The 13,759-nt window shown below is 67.1% G+C and carries 19 protein-coding genes, 1 tRNA gene and 1 pseudogene; 11 read left to right on the forward strand and 10 right to left on the reverse strand.

The window, feature by feature from the left end; genetic code table 11:
* Nucleotides 1-10 precede the first annotated feature (10 nt).
* From HACJB3_RS12390 to HACJB3_RS12405, 4 genes are all read left to right on the forward strand, one after another.
* Nucleotides 11-682, forward strand: a complete 672-nt coding sequence (locus HACJB3_RS12390) for a cob(I)yrinic acid a,c-diamide adenosyltransferase (protein ID WP_008415852.1) — start codon at nt 11-13, stop codon at nt 680-682.
* Nucleotides 683-2,176: a cobyric acid synthase gene (locus tag HACJB3_RS12395; RefSeq protein WP_008415854.1), complete on the forward strand. Its 1,494-nt coding sequence runs from the start codon at nt 683-685 to the stop codon at nt 2,174-2,176.
* Nucleotides 2,177-2,259: 83 nt separating this feature from the next.
* A tRNA-Ser gene (locus HACJB3_RS12400) sits at nt 2,260-2,344 on the forward strand.
* Between the two features lie 224 nt (nt 2,345-2,568).
* Entirely contained in the window at nt 2,569-2,892 is a 324-nt protein-coding gene (locus tag HACJB3_RS12405; protein ID WP_008415855.1) for a HalOD1 output domain-containing protein, read from the forward strand.
* Here HACJB3_RS12405 and HACJB3_RS12410 read toward each other — a convergent pair.
* Both HACJB3_RS12410 and HACJB3_RS12415 read right to left on the reverse strand, forming a co-directional pair.
* Nucleotides 2,889-4,364, reverse strand: coding sequence for a (R)-citramalate synthase (locus tag HACJB3_RS12410; protein ID WP_238532869.1), 1,476 nt, complete (start codon nt 4,362-4,364; stop codon nt 2,889-2,891). The two genes, HACJB3_RS12405 and HACJB3_RS12410, sit on opposite strands and share 4 nt — an antisense overlap.
* 190 nt (nt 4,365-4,554) lie before the next feature.
* Nucleotides 4,555-4,899, reverse strand: coding sequence for a DUF192 domain-containing protein (locus HACJB3_RS12415; protein ID WP_008415859.1), 345 nt, complete (start codon nt 4,897-4,899; stop codon nt 4,555-4,557).
* A gap of 83 nt (nt 4,900-4,982) precedes the next feature.
* On the opposite strand from HACJB3_RS12415, the gene HACJB3_RS12420 reads away from it, so the two are divergent.
* Genes HACJB3_RS12420 through HACJB3_RS12430 form a run of 3 tightly spaced genes read left to right on the forward strand, consistent with a single transcriptional unit; the run spans nt 4,983 to nt 7,737 of the window.
* Nucleotides 4,983-6,632, forward strand: a complete 1,650-nt coding sequence (locus HACJB3_RS12420; protein ID WP_049934458.1) for a hydroxysqualene dehydroxylase — start codon at nt 4,983-4,985, stop codon at nt 6,630-6,632.
* Nucleotides 6,633-7,154 (forward strand): DUF7097 family protein, encoded by a 522-nt coding sequence (locus HACJB3_RS12425; RefSeq protein ID WP_008415862.1) that lies wholly within the window; start codon nt 6,633-6,635, stop codon nt 7,152-7,154.
* Nucleotides 7,155-7,191: 37 nt separating this feature from the next.
* On the forward strand, nt 7,192-7,737 hold the full coding sequence (locus HACJB3_RS12430) for a GMP synthase subunit A (RefSeq protein WP_008415864.1): 546 nt from the start codon (nt 7,192-7,194) through the stop codon (nt 7,735-7,737).
* Nucleotides 7,738-7,742: 5 nt separating this feature from the next.
* Here HACJB3_RS12430 and HACJB3_RS12435 read toward each other — a convergent pair whose 3' ends face one another.
* From HACJB3_RS12435 to HACJB3_RS12455, 5 genes are read right to left on the reverse strand one after another with little or no spacing between them, the layout of a single operon-like run.
* Nucleotides 7,743-7,985, reverse strand: coding sequence for a DUF3194 domain-containing protein (locus HACJB3_RS12435; RefSeq protein WP_008415866.1), 243 nt, complete (start codon nt 7,983-7,985; stop codon nt 7,743-7,745).
* Nucleotides 7,986-8,384, reverse strand: coding sequence for a prefoldin subunit beta (locus HACJB3_RS12440; RefSeq protein WP_008415867.1), 399 nt, complete (start codon nt 8,382-8,384; stop codon nt 7,986-7,988).
* A 38-nt stretch (nt 8,385-8,422) separates the two neighbouring features.
* Complete coding sequence (locus HACJB3_RS12445; protein WP_008415869.1) at nt 8,423-8,683, reverse strand: KEOPS complex subunit Pcc1; 261 nt, start codon at nt 8,681-8,683, stop codon at nt 8,423-8,425.
* Nucleotides 8,680-8,814 (reverse strand): DNA-directed RNA polymerase subunit P, encoded by a 135-nt coding sequence (locus HACJB3_RS12450; protein WP_008415870.1) that lies wholly within the window; start codon nt 8,812-8,814, stop codon nt 8,680-8,682. Before HACJB3_RS12450 ends, HACJB3_RS12445 begins: the two co-directional genes overlap by 4 nt.
* A complete protein-coding gene (locus tag HACJB3_RS12455) occupies nt 8,811-9,083 on the reverse strand; it encodes a hypothetical protein (RefSeq protein ID WP_008415872.1) in 273 nt (90 codons plus the stop codon). The genes HACJB3_RS12450 and HACJB3_RS12455 overlap by 4 nt, the downstream gene beginning before the upstream one ends.
* Nucleotides 9,084-9,232: 149 nt before the next feature.
* Between HACJB3_RS12455 and HACJB3_RS12460 the strand changes: the two genes are divergently transcribed.
* Nucleotides 9,233-9,673 carry a DUF5518 domain-containing protein gene (locus HACJB3_RS12460; protein WP_008415874.1) on the forward strand — a complete coding sequence of 147 codons (441 nt, stop codon included), beginning with the start codon at nt 9,233-9,235 and terminating at the stop codon, nt 9,671-9,673.
* A 20-nt stretch (nt 9,674-9,693) separates the two neighbouring features.
* Here the strand turns inward: HACJB3_RS12460 and HACJB3_RS12465 are convergent, their stop codons facing one another.
* Complete coding sequence (locus tag HACJB3_RS12465) at nt 9,694-10,419, reverse strand: DUF2103 domain-containing protein (protein WP_008415876.1); 726 nt, start codon at nt 10,417-10,419, stop codon at nt 9,694-9,696.
* Nucleotides 10,420-10,496: 77 nt separating this feature from the next.
* Between HACJB3_RS12465 and HACJB3_RS12470 the strand changes: the two genes are divergently transcribed.
* From HACJB3_RS12470 to HACJB3_RS12475, 3 genes and pseudogenes are all read left to right on the forward strand, one after another.
* Nucleotides 10,497-11,264 (forward strand): aldo/keto reductase, encoded by a 768-nt coding sequence (locus HACJB3_RS12470; protein ID WP_008415879.1) that lies wholly within the window; start codon nt 10,497-10,499, stop codon nt 11,262-11,264.
* Between the two features lie 89 nt (nt 11,265-11,353).
* A pseudogene (locus HACJB3_RS21250) lies at nt 11,354-11,554 on the forward strand (MATE family efflux transporter); the annotation flags it as partial.
* A 4-nt stretch (nt 11,555-11,558) separates the two neighbouring features.
* On the forward strand, nt 11,559-11,825 hold the full coding sequence (locus tag HACJB3_RS12475; RefSeq protein ID WP_008415883.1) for a hypothetical protein: 267 nt from the start codon (nt 11,559-11,561) through the stop codon (nt 11,823-11,825).
* On the opposite strand, the gene HACJB3_RS12480 is transcribed toward HACJB3_RS12475, so the two are convergent.
* Nucleotides 11,822-12,325 carry a TspO/MBR family protein gene (locus HACJB3_RS12480; protein ID WP_008415885.1) on the reverse strand — a complete coding sequence of 168 codons (504 nt, stop codon included), beginning with the start codon at nt 12,323-12,325 and terminating at the stop codon, nt 11,822-11,824. The two genes, HACJB3_RS12475 and HACJB3_RS12480, sit on opposite strands and share 4 nt — an antisense overlap.
* 33 nt (nt 12,326-12,358) lie before the next feature.
* A complete protein-coding gene (gene truD, locus HACJB3_RS12485; RefSeq protein ID WP_008415887.1) occupies nt 12,359-13,741 on the reverse strand; it encodes a tRNA pseudouridine(13) synthase TruD in 1,383 nt (460 codons plus the stop codon).
* Nucleotides 13,742-13,759 lie beyond the last annotated feature (18 nt).

The following is a 13,759-nucleotide window of genomic DNA, read 5'->3' on the forward strand; positions in this document are numbered from 1 at the left end:
GGGGGTGGGTATGAGCAACACGGCCGAGAACACGCCCGGCAAGGGCAAGACACCCGAAGCCCGCGAGATCGAACCGAGCGCACCCGAGGCGTTCGGACGCGTCCAACTCTGGTGGGGCGACGGCAAGGGCAAGACCACGGCGGCGATGGGGATGGGCTTTCGCGCCGCGGGCCACGGCTTCCGTGTGCATATGCTCCAGTTCATGAAAGGTGGCGCATCGAGCGTCGAGGACGTCCGCGGGGAGTACAACGCGATCCGGGCGATGCCGGGGTTCACCTACGAGAACGCGGGCCACTACGGCTGGCACGGAATGGCCGACGGCAGCGAGGACGCCGATCACGAGGGCGAGGCCGCGGCGGGCTTCGAGCGCGCCCACGAACTGGTCGAGGCCGCGCACGGGGCGGACCTCTCGGCGCCACTCGATCTCGATGGCGAGCCCGAGGCGGGGATGCACATGCTGCTCCTCGACGAGGTCGTCTACGCCGCAAACCGGGGGCTGGTCGATCCCGACGACCTCGTCGAACTGATCGGGAACAAACCCGCGTCGCTCGAACTGGTTCTGACCGGCGGGCACGAGAAGCCCGAGTACCTCTATGAACGCGCCGACCTGATCACCCGCGTCGGAAAGGAGAAACACCAGTTCGAGGCGGGCGGGCGCGCCCGCAAGGGCACCGAGTACTGAATGGCCCGCACTCTCCTGATTGCGGGCACCGCAAGCCACGTCGGCAAGAGCACGGTCGCGGCGGGGTTGTGTCGGCATCTCGCCGACCGGGGGGTGGCCGTCGCGCCGTTCAAGGCCCAGAACATGTCGAACAACGCGCGGGCGGTGCCACGGGCGACCGAGCCCACGGAAGCCGGCGAGATCGGCGTCTCCCAGTACGTCCAGGCGCGGGCCGCCCGCACGGAGGCGACCACCGACATGAACCCCGTGCTCCTCAAGCCGCGTGGCGACGGCGAAAGTCAACTGATTATCGACGGCGAAGCAGTCGAGAACGTCGGTGCGGGCGAGTACTACGAGGCGGGTTGGGAGCGCGCCCGCGAGGCCGCCCGCAAAGCCTACTCACGCCTCGCCGCCGAGTACGACGTGATAATCGCCGAGGGCGCAGGCTCCATCGCGGAGATCAACCTCGCGGATCGGGATCTGGCGAACGTCGAGACGGCTCGTTTCGCGGACGCCGACGTGTTCTTGCTGGTCGATATCGAGCGTGGCGGGGCGTTCGCGAGCCTCTATGGCACCCTCGAACTGATGCCCGAAGACCTGCGCGACCGGGTGGTCGGGGCCGCGATCACGAAGTTCCGGGGCGATCCCTCGCTGCTCGAGTCGGGAATCGTGGAGATCGAAGAGCGCACGGGCGTCCCGATACTGGGCGTACTGCCGTACGACGACCCCGGCCTTCCCCAAGAGGACAGCGTCTCGCTACCCGCAGCGGGCGAGACGGCCCTTTATGGAGACTCCTCGGAAGTGCGCATCGCAGTGCCCCGACTCTCGCGGATCTCCAATTTCACCGACCTCGAACCGCTGGCTCGCGAACCCGGCGTGGGCGTCGCCTACGGGCCGCCCGAGACGGTTCTAGAGGGTGCGGACGCGGTCGTGCTCCCCGGAACGAAAAACACCGTCGACGACCTGCTCGAACTCCGCACGTCGGGCTTCGGCGAACGCCTCCGGACCTTTTCGGGCCCGATCGTCGGGCTCTGTGGGGGCTATCAGATGCTCGGCGAGCGGATCACGAACGCCGCGGTCGAGGGGACCGGCGACGAGGCGACCGTCGAGGGGTTCGGCCTACTGCCCGTCGAGACGCACTTTTCGCGGGAAAAACGCGTCGAACGCGTCGAGCGCGAGATTCGAGGCGTCGGCCCGCTCGCTGGTGCATTGGGGCGGGTGACCGGCTACGAGATACACATGGGCGAGACGGCCCTCACGGGGCCCGCAGACCGCCCCTTCAGGGACGAGGGAGCCGCGACCGAGCAGGTGTTCGGGACCTATCTCCACGGTCTGTTCGAAAACCGGGTCGCACGCGAAGCGTTCCTCGATCGGGTCTTCGAGTACGCCGGTCGTATGCGCCCCGAGTCGCACGCGGAACCGTCGCCATACGAACGCGCTGGGGCCCTCGTGGCCGACCATCTCGCGCTCGACGCGCTCGGAGTGAGCCATGAGAACATGTCGGAACGGGTATGAAGCGAACCACCAGACTGTATGTCAACAGGTGTCACAAATGAAAGCGAAACAACTAAAATACAGCCCCGTGTAGGTGGAGACGAGCCGAGGTAGCCTAGCCCGGCCAAGGCGGCAGATTCGAAATCTGCTGTCCTCACGGACTCGAGAGTTCAAATCTCTCCCTCGGCGCTTCTCAATGTCGCTGTTTTCCGAGCGACGCGTGTCGTCGAACTCCGGCCCCGACGGACGGCGGGAATATTATATATGTTATCTGTTATCCCGTCTTGGAGCTCAAAAAAGCCATAGAGGGACCCATCGAAACCAGTGTCACGTGATTAGAAGCGAGAATATATTTATACGATGAGGATAATGGTTGAATGTATTATGCGCAGGTCGGCGAGGTCCGATAGGGTATGACGGACGACGATCGGGGTGATCGCGGGACGGCGACCGTAGAGGGGCGTCGGGTCTATCGGACGACCCACGACTTCGAGGGGCGTCGTGCCCTGAGCACGACCGTTATCGAGGCCATCGAGGAAACCGTTGACATCGACGGCCCCTCCTCGCGGGTGCTTGCCGACGTCATCGATCCCGATTGTCTCGACGGGTTGTTCAGACCCGTTCGCCACCGGACCGACCGCGACAACGGGGCAGTAGAGTTCCCGCTCGAAGAACACCGGATCACCGTCTACGCGAACGGGGAGATCGAACTCCGGCGGATCGACGGGGAGGACTAGTCGTCGGCGGGCGGCGTCGGCGCTCGGTCGACGAGCAGGCGATCGAGCGCGTCGACCATCGCGACCACGCTCGCGCGCGTGATGTCGGCGTCGCTGCGCGCGACCGTTACGGTGCGATCCCCGCGGGACATCGTGACCTCGACGGTGACCACGGCGTCGGTCCCGCCGGTGATCGCGTCGACGTGATACGAGTCGAGTTGGGCGTCGGCCGCCGAGCCCAGCGCTTCCCGGACAGCCGAGACCGCGGCGTCCACGGGACCGCTTCCGAGGCCGCTTGCGACCCGTTCCTCGTCGTCGACCCGCAGGCGAACGCTCGCGGTCGGGGTGTCGCCGCCGCTGGCGGCGGTCAGATCGAGCAGTTCGACCCGCCGATCGCGCTCGCGCCCGCGGACGTCCTCGGCGATCGCCAGCAGGTCGGCGTCGGTGACGCGCTTGCCCCGATCCGCGAGTTCCTTGACCCGGGGGACGATCTCGGCGAGGGCCTCGTCGCTTACCGCGACGTCGTGCTCGGCGAGCGCGGCGCGTGCCCCCGCCCGGCCGGTGTGCTTTCCGAGGACGAGCCGGCGTTCGCGGCCCACCCGCTCGGGCGCGTAGGGCTCGTACATCCGCTCGTCCTTCAGCGTGCCGTCGGTGTGGATACCGCTCTCGTGTGCGAAGGCGTTCTCGCCGACGACCGCCTTGTTCGGGGGCAGCGGGACGCCCGTATAGCGCGAGACGACGCCCGCCAGATCGTATAACTGGGTAGTGTCGACCGTCTCGACCCCATAGGAGTGATCGAGCGCGATCGCGACCTCCTCGAGGGCGACGTTGCCCGCACGCTCGCCGACGCCGTTGACCGTGGCGTGGACGAGGTCCGCGCCCGCGGCGATGCTCGCGAGCGCGTTGGCCATTCCCAGTCCCAGATCGTCGTGGGTGTGGGTGCTGGTCGGCCCCAGTTCGGCGAGCCGGGAGACGGCCTCGTAGGCGGCTTCGGGGCCCGCGTGGCCGACGGTGTCGGCATAACAGACCCGATCGGCGCCGGCTTCGAGGGCGCTTCCGAGCAGATCGACCAGATACTCGAGGTCGGCCCGCGAGCCGTCCTCGCCGATGACCTCGACCCAGAGGCCGTGATCGCGAGCGTAGTCGACCAGTTCGACCGTCCGTTCGAGGACGCCTTCGCGGGTGGAATCGACCTTGCCCTCGATGTGTCGATCGCTCGCGGGCACGACGAGGTTGATCCCGTCGACGCCACACTCCATCGCGAGGTCGACGTCGCCGCGCACACCGCGGGCGAAGCTCGTGACCGTGGCGTCGAGTCCCAGATCCGTCACCCGCGAGATGGTTCGGCGTTCGCCCTCGCCGGTGCAGGCGCTGCCGGCCTCGATGTAGGGGACGGCGGCCGCATCGAGCGCGCGGGCGATGTCGGCCTTCTGGTCGGGCGACAGCGAGATACCCGGCGCTTGCTCGCCGTCACGAAGCGTCGTATCCAGCAGGTCGACCGAGTCGAGCGATTCGAGCCCGTCGAAAAGTGAGTTACTTTCGGGGGAGAATTTCGCATCCAGCCGGGTCGCCCCGACTTCCTCTATCCTCCGAGTCCGAATGGTGAGGGTTGCTCTCCATTGTACCCCCACTGAGGGCGAGACGGTATATCAAGCTGCTGGTCCCGACAGATACCGCAGCGGGTCACTCCTCGTCGAGTTCGAGTCGGTCACCCTCCCGGATCCCCTCGGCCGCGCCCGCCGGGAGTTCGAGGATCGTATCGGCCCACCCGCGCCCGAGGCCGGTCCAAGCATCGAGGCGTGCGGTGTGTGTGACCTCCCCGTCGACCAGCCAGACCGCGTCGATCGGGAAGGGGACACAGAGCATGTGTAGCGAGCGGGTGACCGGCTTTCCGAACTCGAAGACCAGCGCGTAGTCGTCGGGAATCGACCGCCGGAACATCAGCCCGCGCGCACGGGCGAGAAACGAGTCCGCGAGCTCGACGTGCTCGGCGACGACGATCTCGAGGTCGCGGTGAACGAGGCGCACAGGGGAACTGGGAAAACCGTCGTCATGAGCCTTGTGGCCCGCGGAACCCTTTTGTTCGCGCGTACTAACGAACGGCTGTTTCCATGAGGAGTGTGGCGATACTCGGCGGCGGGATCGGCGGCCTGAGCGCGGCCCACGAACTCGCCGAGCGGGGCGTTTCCGTGACCGTCTACGAGCGAAACGACCGCTTCGGCGGGAAGGCCCGGAGCGTCGCCGGGCCGGATCGGGGTTCGAGGACGCCGTTGCCCGCCGAACACGGCTTTCGGTTCTTCCCGGGGTACTACCGCCACGTCACCGAGACGATGGAACGGATCCCGACGGACGGGTCGGACAGGACGGTCGCCGACGCCCTCGTCCCGACCGAGGGCACGTTGCTCGCGCGCACGGCCGGCGAGGAGACGATCAGTTCGACGCGCACTCCCGAAGGGATCGAGGAGTGGCTCTCGGTCCTGCGACCGAGTTTCGCCACCGAGGAGCTCTCGAACGCGGAGGCGCGCTTTTTCGCCGAGCGCATGCTCGTCCTCCTCACCAGTTGCGAGGCCCGGCTGGACGAACAGTGGGACCGCACCTCGTGGTGGGAGTTCGTCGACGCCGGCAACCGCTCTCGGGCCTACCAGCGGGCCGTCTCGGCGACACAACTGCTGGTCGCCCTGCGCCCCCAGTTGGGTAGCGCCCGCACGGTGGGACGGATCTACCTCCAGCTCATGCGGGGACATCTCGACCCCGAAATCGAGACCGAACGGGTACTCGACGGCCCCACGAGCGAGGTCTGGATCGACCCGTGGGTCAGGTATCTCGACGGGCTGGGCGTCGAGTTGCGGACGAACGCGACGGTTCGGGAACTGCAGTTCGACGGCGAACGGATCTCCGGGCTGGTCGTCGAGGACGGGTCGGGAACCCACATCGAGCGCGCCGACCAGTACGTCCTCGCCGTGTCCGTCGAGGCGGCCCGGAGGCTCGTCTCCGAGGGGATCGGCCGAGCCGCACCCTCGCTGTCGCGACTGGACCGGCTGCGAACGGAGTGGATGAACGGCATCCAGTTCTACCTTCGCGAGGACCGCCCGCTGGTGCGGGGCCACGGCGTCTACACGGACTCGCCGTGGGCGCTGACCTCCGTCTCACAGGCACAGTTCTGGGACCGGGACCTCGCGGCGTACGGCGACGGCCAAGCGGGGGGCGTGCTCTCGGTGATCGCCTCCGACTGGGAGACGCCCGGGATCGTCTACGGCAAGCCCGCCCGGGAGTGTACCCGCGAGGAGATCGCAACGGAGATCTGGGAGCAGCTCAAGGCCCACCTCAACCGCGAGGGCGTTCGTCTCACCGACGAGAACCTCCTCGAGTGGTCCCTCGATCCGGCGATCGTCGAACGCGAGGGCGAACCCGGCGTCGAGAACCGCGAGCCCTTGCTCGTGAACACCGTCGGCTCGTGGCGTTACCGGCCGGCGGCCCGGACCGAGATCGACAACCTGACCGTGGCCGCCGATTACGTCCGCACCGAGAGCGATCTCGCGACCATGGAATCGGCCAACGAGGCCGCCCGGCGGGCGACCAATGTGATCCTCGAACGGGTCGGATCGAACGCGGAGCCGTGTGCGATTTACCCCCTCGAGGAACCGGCGATCTTCGGGCCGTTGAAGGCCCACGACCGGCTCCGGTATCGACTCGGCCTGCCCCATCCCGGCGAGATACACGACGGCATCCGACGGACGATCGGCCGGATCGCTCGCGCGTAGATGGAGCGAACACCCACCGGAACGTCGGTCGGCGTCGACGACCCTTACGAGCACACGGACCGATGCGATCACCTCACCGACGACGGGCGCTGTCGACTCGCCGTCGAGCGCCCCGAGACCGATCCCGAGTTCGCCCGCGAGCGACGCGCCGAGGACTACGCCTGTCTCGTGAGCGAGGCGGGCGTCGGGTGGCGGGACTGTCCGCACTTTCGCTCGCGGGCCAACGAGCGGGAGTGTCGCCGGTGTGGACTCGACGAGCGCCGGATGGCCCACTCGGGCGAGCGCCCCCTCTTGGAGGAACACCACCTCTCGTATCGGGCGGAGGGCGCCGAGCCCTCCCACGAGATCACGGTCGTCCTCTGTCGGTGGTGTCACGCGAAGGTCCACGGGTCGTGGGCGCGCATCGACGACGACGTTTCTCCGAGCGCCGAGGCGCTCGCGGAAGCCGAGGGCAGGCGCAGTCGCGAGCGCGACGAACTCGGGTTTCGTCGCGCGAGCGAGTGCGAACGCGAGGAGCGCTGATCGCTCACCTTTTTGCCCCCCGTCGGCTACCCACAGTATGCGAATCGACGTGGTCGACAACCACGGCCAGTTCACCCACCTCGAAGGGCGCGCGCTGCGCGATCTTGGCATCGAGACCGAGACCATCGACAACGAAACACCCCCCGAGGAGATCGACGCCGACGGGCTCGTCCTCTCGGGGGGCCCGGACATCGAGCGGGCGGGCCGGTGTGGCGAGTATCTCGACCTCGACATCCCCCTCCTGGGGATCTGTCTGGGGATGCAGGTGATCGCCGACGAACTCGGGGGGAGCGTTGGCAGCGGCGAGTACGGCGGGTACGCCGACGTCACCGTCGAGATCGTCGACGACGAGGACCCGCTGATCGGCTCGCTCGCACCCGAAACCCGCGTCTGGGCGAGCCATGGCGACGAGGTCAAAGAACTGCCTGAGGGGTTTTCGCTCACCGGAAAAAGCGACATCTGCGGGATCGAAGCGATGAGTTTCGAGGAGCGAGACCTCTACGGTGTCCAGTGGCATCCCGAAGTCGCTCACACCGAAGAGGGTGAGGCGGTGTTCGAGAACTTCCGGACGATCTGCGAATAGGCGTTCTACTCTTCTCGTTCGGCGAACAGTTCGTCGACGGCCGACTCGGCGGCCAGCACGGCGTCTTCTGCGACGTCGTCGGCCGCGCCGTCCTCGACGTTGAGATAGACGTCGACTTCCAACAGACCGTCCTCGAAGTGCACCGTCACGTCCAGATCATCGACTTCCGAGCGGCGATACCGCGAGAAAACGAACCCCTCGGCGGCTTCTGCGGCCGTCCGGACGACTTCCTCGTCGGTCGGTTCCATCTACGCGCCGCCGGGACCGGGGCTCGGACCGCCTGCCGGGCCCGCCGGACCGCCTGCGCCGCCAAGCATCTGCTGGAGTTCCTGCTGGAGCTCCTCGAACTGCGTCTGGACACGCTCTTCTTGCTTTTTCAGCGTTTCGAGGCGGACTTCGAGGCTGTCGACCTTCTCCGAGAGCTCGTCCTCTGCAGTCTCGCGGTCGGTCTCGATCAGCAACTCGCCGGCCTCGCGGTACATCGTGGTGTCCTCGTCGACGTCCTCTAAGGTTTCGAGGGCGTTCTGCGAGTCGTTGAGGCTCGATTCGGTCTGGTTCTTCTGGGTGGCGACCTGCTGGGCCGTATCCTGAAGGTCCTGCAGCTGTTCGAGTTTCTCCTGTGCTTCCGGCGGTAGGTTACCCTGCATACCTGCTCCGAGGTGGCCCGGACTGAAAAACCCCCGTTTTATGTCTCGACGAGGTCGCCCGCCTGGGCGCTCCGCTCCGCGACATCGAGCAGCGTCAGCCAAGTGTTCGCCGCCGCCCGCAGCGCAACGAGATCCGTCGCCTCGATCCGGATCGAGAGCGTCGCGCCCGACCGCGAGACGTCCGTCCACGAGCGCTCGTCCGCGAGGTCGGCGAGTTCGGGACGGAGCGAGCGCTCGATAAGGCGTGCACGGTGCTGGTCGTTGTACTCTGTGGTGAGAAACGCGTCGTGGGCAGTCACTTGACGCCGACTTCTTTGACGTCGCGGCTGCGCTCTTTGAGGAGCACGCGGTGGCCGCAGTACGGACAGCGGACGCCGCCGTACTCGTCGAGTTCGACGTCGCGCTTGCACCGCGAACACTTGTAGCTCATTCGTCGTCCGACTCGTCGAGCGCCGCGCGGATCGACCGCGAGACGGTGCGCCCGGCGGGCGTCTGAGGGCGGTAGGCGCCGCCGGCGAAGACCTCGCCGGTCGCCTCGTTCTTCCAGATTCCCGTGCCGACGCGGGTGACGTCGTCACCGTCGACGGTGGCGTGTTCCATGTCGTGTTCGATGTCCGCGACCCGGCGGCGGGCGACGCGGCCGTAGCGTGCGCCAAAACGTCCCGCGCTGCCGACACTGCCCGATTTTCTCTTAGCCATAGTGCCAGTAGCTACCCGCAGGGCGCACATAAGCCTGTTGAACCGCGCCCCTCCCCGGGTTCGAAACCACCGGGCACGGATCGCCTGGGGCCGTCTGTAACGCGGCCGAGCCCGAACGATTAAGTCAGATAACGTATATTTCGTAGGTGATGTCAGCTAGGTCCTCGTGGAACGTCAACAACTCGTTCGACGACGATCTGCGAACGGCGACGCTGCTCGGGTTCGCGTCGATCCCGGCGACCGTCGCTCTCAACTGGCAGGGGGATCCGAGCTCAATCGAGGGCGAGGCGCTCTTCCTCGCGTGTGTGCTCGCGGGCTATCTCTATGCGGACCGGTCAATGGGGTCCACTCATGCCGGGGCACAGACCGCGCTTATCGGAACGATCCCGGTCGTCGTCTGGTGGTTGATCGAGCTCATCAGCCAGCCGATCTCGGACTCGTTCGGACTGGCGTTCCTCTTCGTCGCCGGCCCGATCGTCCTGATCGGTGGGGTTCTATTAGTAGTGCTAATGGGAGCCCTGTGTGCAGTCGGCGGCGACCTACTACACCGACTCCTGGATCGCATTCGGGCGGGCGCCGTCAGAAACTGACTGAACCGGCCGGATTTCGACTAACTCACGCCGTAGCCTTCCTCGTCCAACAGTTCGTTCAAATCCTCCCGAACCCGCTCGCCGGTCTCGCGATCGGGGGCCGTCGTCACGACCCGGTTTTCCTGTACGCTGGAGCCGTCGCGCAGAAGCAGCCGGACGTTCCCGTTCGCACCTGCGCGGGTCGCCTTCGCGCGCAGCCCCGAGCGCGAGCCGCTGCCGCCGGCGTCGATCGGTCCCGGGATCACCTTCTTGACGTGGGGGTGGCCCGCGACGTGGTGGATGGCCTTCATTCCTGCGCGCCCCCCGATCAGCGTCGAGTGACTGCCGCCGATCTTCTCCTTCGGCGGGGTTTCGACAACCGCGAGCGCGGGCTCGCCGATCCGGCTGCGGACGGCCTCGACGGGGTCGTCATCCGAGACGCGATAGAAGTCGTAGTGCAACTGGGCGCGGATCTCCCGGAGGACCTCCCGGTCGCCGGCGGCATAGACCTCCTCGGGGCGCTTCCTCCGGATCTCGTCTGCGACCCGACCCGCGAAGTTCCGGCGCTCGACGACCTCGGCGGGGTCGCCCGATTCGGGCACAGTAGTTATGATCGTCTCGCCGAGGACCTCCTCGCCGTCGAGCATCGTCAGCGTCACGCGATCGCGCGCGATCGCACAGACCACGCCATCGGTGTTCGCCGAGCGACAGACCAGACAGTAATCGCCCGGTTTGTCGAGTTCCGAATGACACGCGCGACACCGCATCGCTTTCCCTACCCCGCGGCGGGATAAAACCCGACCGTTTCCGACAGCGATTCGTCCGGGGCCCCCGAGAGCCGAGCATGGACCTCGAACTCCCCCCGATCGGCCTCGGAACGATGGGTATCGACGAACCCGAGACGATCGCCAGCGCGATCGAAATGGGGTACAGACACCTCGACACGGCCCAGATCTACGAGAACGAGGCAGTCGTTGGCGAGGGGATCTCCCGCGCCGACGTGCCCCGCGAGGAACTAACGGTGGCGACGAAAGTCTGGGCCGACAGCCTCGCGCCCGCGGACGTCCGCGAGAGCACGGAAGCGAGCCTCGACCGACTGGGACTCGACGCCGTCGACCTGCTCTACGTCCACCGGCCCATCGAGGCCTACGACCCCGAAACGACGCTGCCGGCGTTCGATTCGCTTCGCGAGGACGGGCTGATCGAACGGATAGGGATGAGCAACTTCACCACCACCCAGCTCGGGGAGGCTCGTGAGATCCTCGACGCACCGATCGCCGCCCACCAGGTCGAGCGCCATCCATTCTACCGCGAGGACGACCTGCTCGAATACGCCCGCGAGGACGGCCACACGCTTGTGGCCTACGCACCGCTCGCCCAGGGCAACGTCTTCGACGACCCCATCCTCGGGGAGATCGCCGCCGAGCGCGGGGTCAGCGAGGCGCAGGTGAGCCTGGCATGGCTCGCGGGGACAGCGGGAGTCGTTTCGATCCCGAAAGCGAGCAGCGAAGAGCACCTGAAGGCGAACCTCGCAGCCGCGGAGATCGAGCTCACGAGCGAGGAGCGCGCGCGGATCGACGGGGTCGAGGGCGAAGGGAAGCTGTTCGAGTAGTAAAGGTAAACGGGTCCTGCGAGTATTTCGGAGGAGTGGACGAGACAGCCGGGCTTCGAGGGCGCGTGTTCGACCTGTCGTGGCCGGTGATGGCAGAACAGGTCCTGCGGACGCTGATGCGGACGGTCGACATCATCGTCGCGGGCTTCTTTTCGCCGGCGGCGGTCGCCCCGGTCGGTCTTGCCGATGTCTATGTGCGCCTGCCGCTGTGACTCGGGCTCGGCGACGGCGCGATCGCGCTGTCGAGTCAGGACACGGGCAGCGGCGCCGAGGCCAACAGGAACCGGGCGTCGCGTGGGCGCTGACGATCGCGGGCTCGCTTCGCGGGGGCAGCGAGACGGTCGCCCCGTTTCTCGCGAAGCTCACCGGGACGGTACTGTTCCTGTTGGAATCTCCTACGTCTTCGGCCTCAGGCTGGAGTACGGCGTCGCCGCCTACGTCGCCATCGTGGCCGATTACGTCTGGCGAAACCTGGTCGTCGGGGCGGTCTACTACCGGCGCAACTGGCTCGAACGGGGAACCCGGCTGATGGCCGACCGCGGCAGTTTCGATGAGGACTAGTTGAGCGCCCAGATCGAGTAGTTCAGAACGGCGGCGAAGGAGACCCACGCGAGATACGGCACGAGCAACGCGGCCGCACGCCGATCCACCCGCGAGAAGGCGACGATGGTCGCGACGATCAGAACCCAGAGGGCGACGATAATTCCCAAGGCGAGCAGGAGCTCCTGTGCGGCGAAGAAGGCCGGCGACCACGCGACGTTGACGACCATCTGCAGGGCGAAAACGCCGAGGGCGAGTTTCACCGCGCGGTTCTCGAATCCCCGCCGGTAGATCAGAAAGGCGGCGAGCCCCATCAGGGTAAAGAGGACCGTCCAGACGATCCCGAAGGCCGCGCCCGGCGGGTAGAACCACGGCTTCTCGAGCGCCTGGAACCACGCGCTGTCGGGGGTCGTAAAGGGGACGCCGAGCGCGCCGATCAAGTTGATCAGGACCGCCGCGGCGATCGCTCCGAGGATCTCGCGGCCGGTGAGCCGGACGCCGCCAATGGAAACGTGGGTCATGGCCGTCAGTAGGATCGCCACGACGATAAACGCTCAGCCCAGATCTCGCGGGTCGCACTTCAGGTATTCGCGGAGCAGAACGGTAGCATACGAGCCGCTCGGGAGCGCAAAGTCGAACGTGAGCGGGTCGCGCTTGACCGAGAGGTCGGTCGTCAGCAGGATCGCTCGCCGGGTGCCGGTCGAGTGGAACTCGCCGGGTAGGTCGAAGTCAGTAGTAGTGACTCCGGCTTCGGCGAGTACCTCGCGTTCGATCGCGCCGGGTTCGCCCTCGCCGAGTTCGGTCTCGGTGCCCACGAGCGGCGCGGTGACGAACGCCCGACCCCGCTCGACGTGGCGATTGACCGTCTCGACACGGTTTTCGGTCACGCGCTGGGTTCGGCTGGTATCCGGCCGGGCAAGCCCCTCGGGGGCGTCGGTATCCGCAAAACAGACGACGTCACCTGCGACCGCACGGTCGAACGGTAGATCGCGTTCGAGGCGCTCGCTCAGGATCCGGTTGAACAGGGAGGATTGAGCGGCGTTGACGAAGAGCCGCTGGAGGTTCGTCGGCGCGGTTTCGAGCGCAGCGCGGAAGTCCGCCTCGCTTTCCGCACCGCCTTCGACCAGCCGGTGGAGCATAGCGCGTTCGAAGCCGAGTTTGCGGGGAAACCGTTCGAGCGCGCCGTCCCAGTCTTCCGTCTCGTCGAGCGGGTCGCTTCCTTCCTCGCCCTCCTTCGAGGCGCGTCGCGCCTCGCGGTCGACGTATCCTCTGGCCGCCTGCGTGTCTTCCGGCTCGGACTCGCGGGGATTGCCGAGGTACTCCATGACCGCCCCGCGCCAGTCCTCACGGGCGATCGCGAGCCCGACCCGGTGGGTAACGGGCCGGCGACTACCGAAACGCTGCTGGCCGAAGTAGTTCGGAACTCCCACTCGTCCCCCGCCGAACTCCCGAAGCGCCGCCGTGATCGCGTCGCAGTTCTCGGGGTCGGCGTCCCGAACCCGGATGCGAAACTCGTTGCCCGCTAAGTCGCCGAACTGCAGGTCCCGACCGGCGCGGCCGACGACCTCGATGTCGGCGCCGCGGACCTCGGGGAGTGCCTCGGGCTCGCCCTTCATCACGCTGAATAGTTGCGTGGTCACGGCGCGTTTGTCCTTCGTCCCGGCCCACGAGACGCGCTCTCGGCTGGCCCCCATCGCATCCGACAGGCGACGGGCGAAGTCGTTGGTATCCCAACCTCGGAGGGTGACCCGGAGCACGAGATGCGGGTAGGCAGCGGGGTCGGCGTTGACGGGCTCGGTCGGAAAGTCCTCGATCTCCCGGACCCGGAAGTCCCCGTCGCGATCGCGGATCCGCCCGCCGATGCCGTCCGACCCGCTGGCGTAGAACTCCATGCCGACCTCGCGCTCGATCGGGTGGGCAGGGAGGTGCTCGTTCATACCGGCTCTCGACCCGGC

The organism is Halalkalicoccus jeotgali B3, assembly GCF_000196895.1.
In the GTDB taxonomy this organism is placed as follows: Archaea; Halobacteriota; Halobacteria; order Halobacteriales; family Halalkalicoccaceae; genus Halalkalicoccus; species Halalkalicoccus jeotgali.

Bases quoted from the DNA above. Each gene is read 5' to 3' on its own strand.
- HACJB3_RS12390 (WP_008415852.1), top strand. From the start codon at position 11: ATGAGCAACACGGCCGAGAACACGCCCGGCAAGGGCAAGACACCCGAA.
- HACJB3_RS12395 (WP_008415854.1), top strand. From the start codon at position 683: ATGGCCCGCACTCTCCTGATTGCGGGCACCGCAAGCCACGTCGGCAAG.
- HACJB3_RS12405 (WP_008415855.1), top strand. From the start codon at position 2,569: ATGACGGACGACGATCGGGGTGATCGCGGGACGGCGACCGTAGAGGGG.
- HACJB3_RS12420 (WP_049934458.1), top strand. From the start codon at position 4,983: ATGAGGAGTGTGGCGATACTCGGCGGCGGGATCGGCGGCCTGAGCGCG.
- HACJB3_RS12425 (WP_008415862.1), top strand. From the start codon at position 6,633: ATGGAGCGAACACCCACCGGAACGTCGGTCGGCGTCGACGACCCTTAC.
- HACJB3_RS12430 (WP_008415864.1), top strand. From the start codon at position 7,192: ATGCGAATCGACGTGGTCGACAACCACGGCCAGTTCACCCACCTCGAA.
- HACJB3_RS12435 (WP_008415866.1), bottom strand. From the start codon at position 7,985: ATGGAACCGACCGACGAGGAAGTCGTCCGGACGGCCGCAGAAGCCGCC.
- HACJB3_RS12440 (WP_008415867.1), bottom strand. From the start codon at position 8,384: ATGCAGGGTAACCTACCGCCGGAAGCACAGGAGAAACTCGAACAGCTG.
- HACJB3_RS12450 (WP_008415870.1), bottom strand. From the start codon at position 8,814: ATGAGCTACAAGTGTTCGCGGTGCAAGCGCGACGTCGAACTCGACGAG.
- HACJB3_RS12455 (WP_008415872.1), bottom strand. From the start codon at position 9,083: ATGGCTAAGAGAAAATCGGGCAGTGTCGGCAGCGCGGGACGTTTTGGC.
- HACJB3_RS12460 (WP_008415874.1), top strand. From the start codon at position 9,233: ATGTCAGCTAGGTCCTCGTGGAACGTCAACAACTCGTTCGACGACGAT.
- HACJB3_RS12465 (WP_008415876.1), bottom strand. From the start codon at position 10,419: ATGCGGTGTCGCGCGTGTCATTCGGAACTCGACAAACCGGGCGATTAC.
- HACJB3_RS12470 (WP_008415879.1), top strand. From the start codon at position 10,497: ATGGACCTCGAACTCCCCCCGATCGGCCTCGGAACGATGGGTATCGAC.
- HACJB3_RS12480 (WP_008415885.1), bottom strand. From the start codon at position 12,325: ATGACCCACGTTTCCATTGGCGGCGTCCGGCTCACCGGCCGCGAGATC.
- truD (WP_008415887.1), bottom strand. From the start codon at position 13,741: ATGAACGAGCACCTCCCTGCCCACCCGATCGAGCGCGAGGTCGGCATG.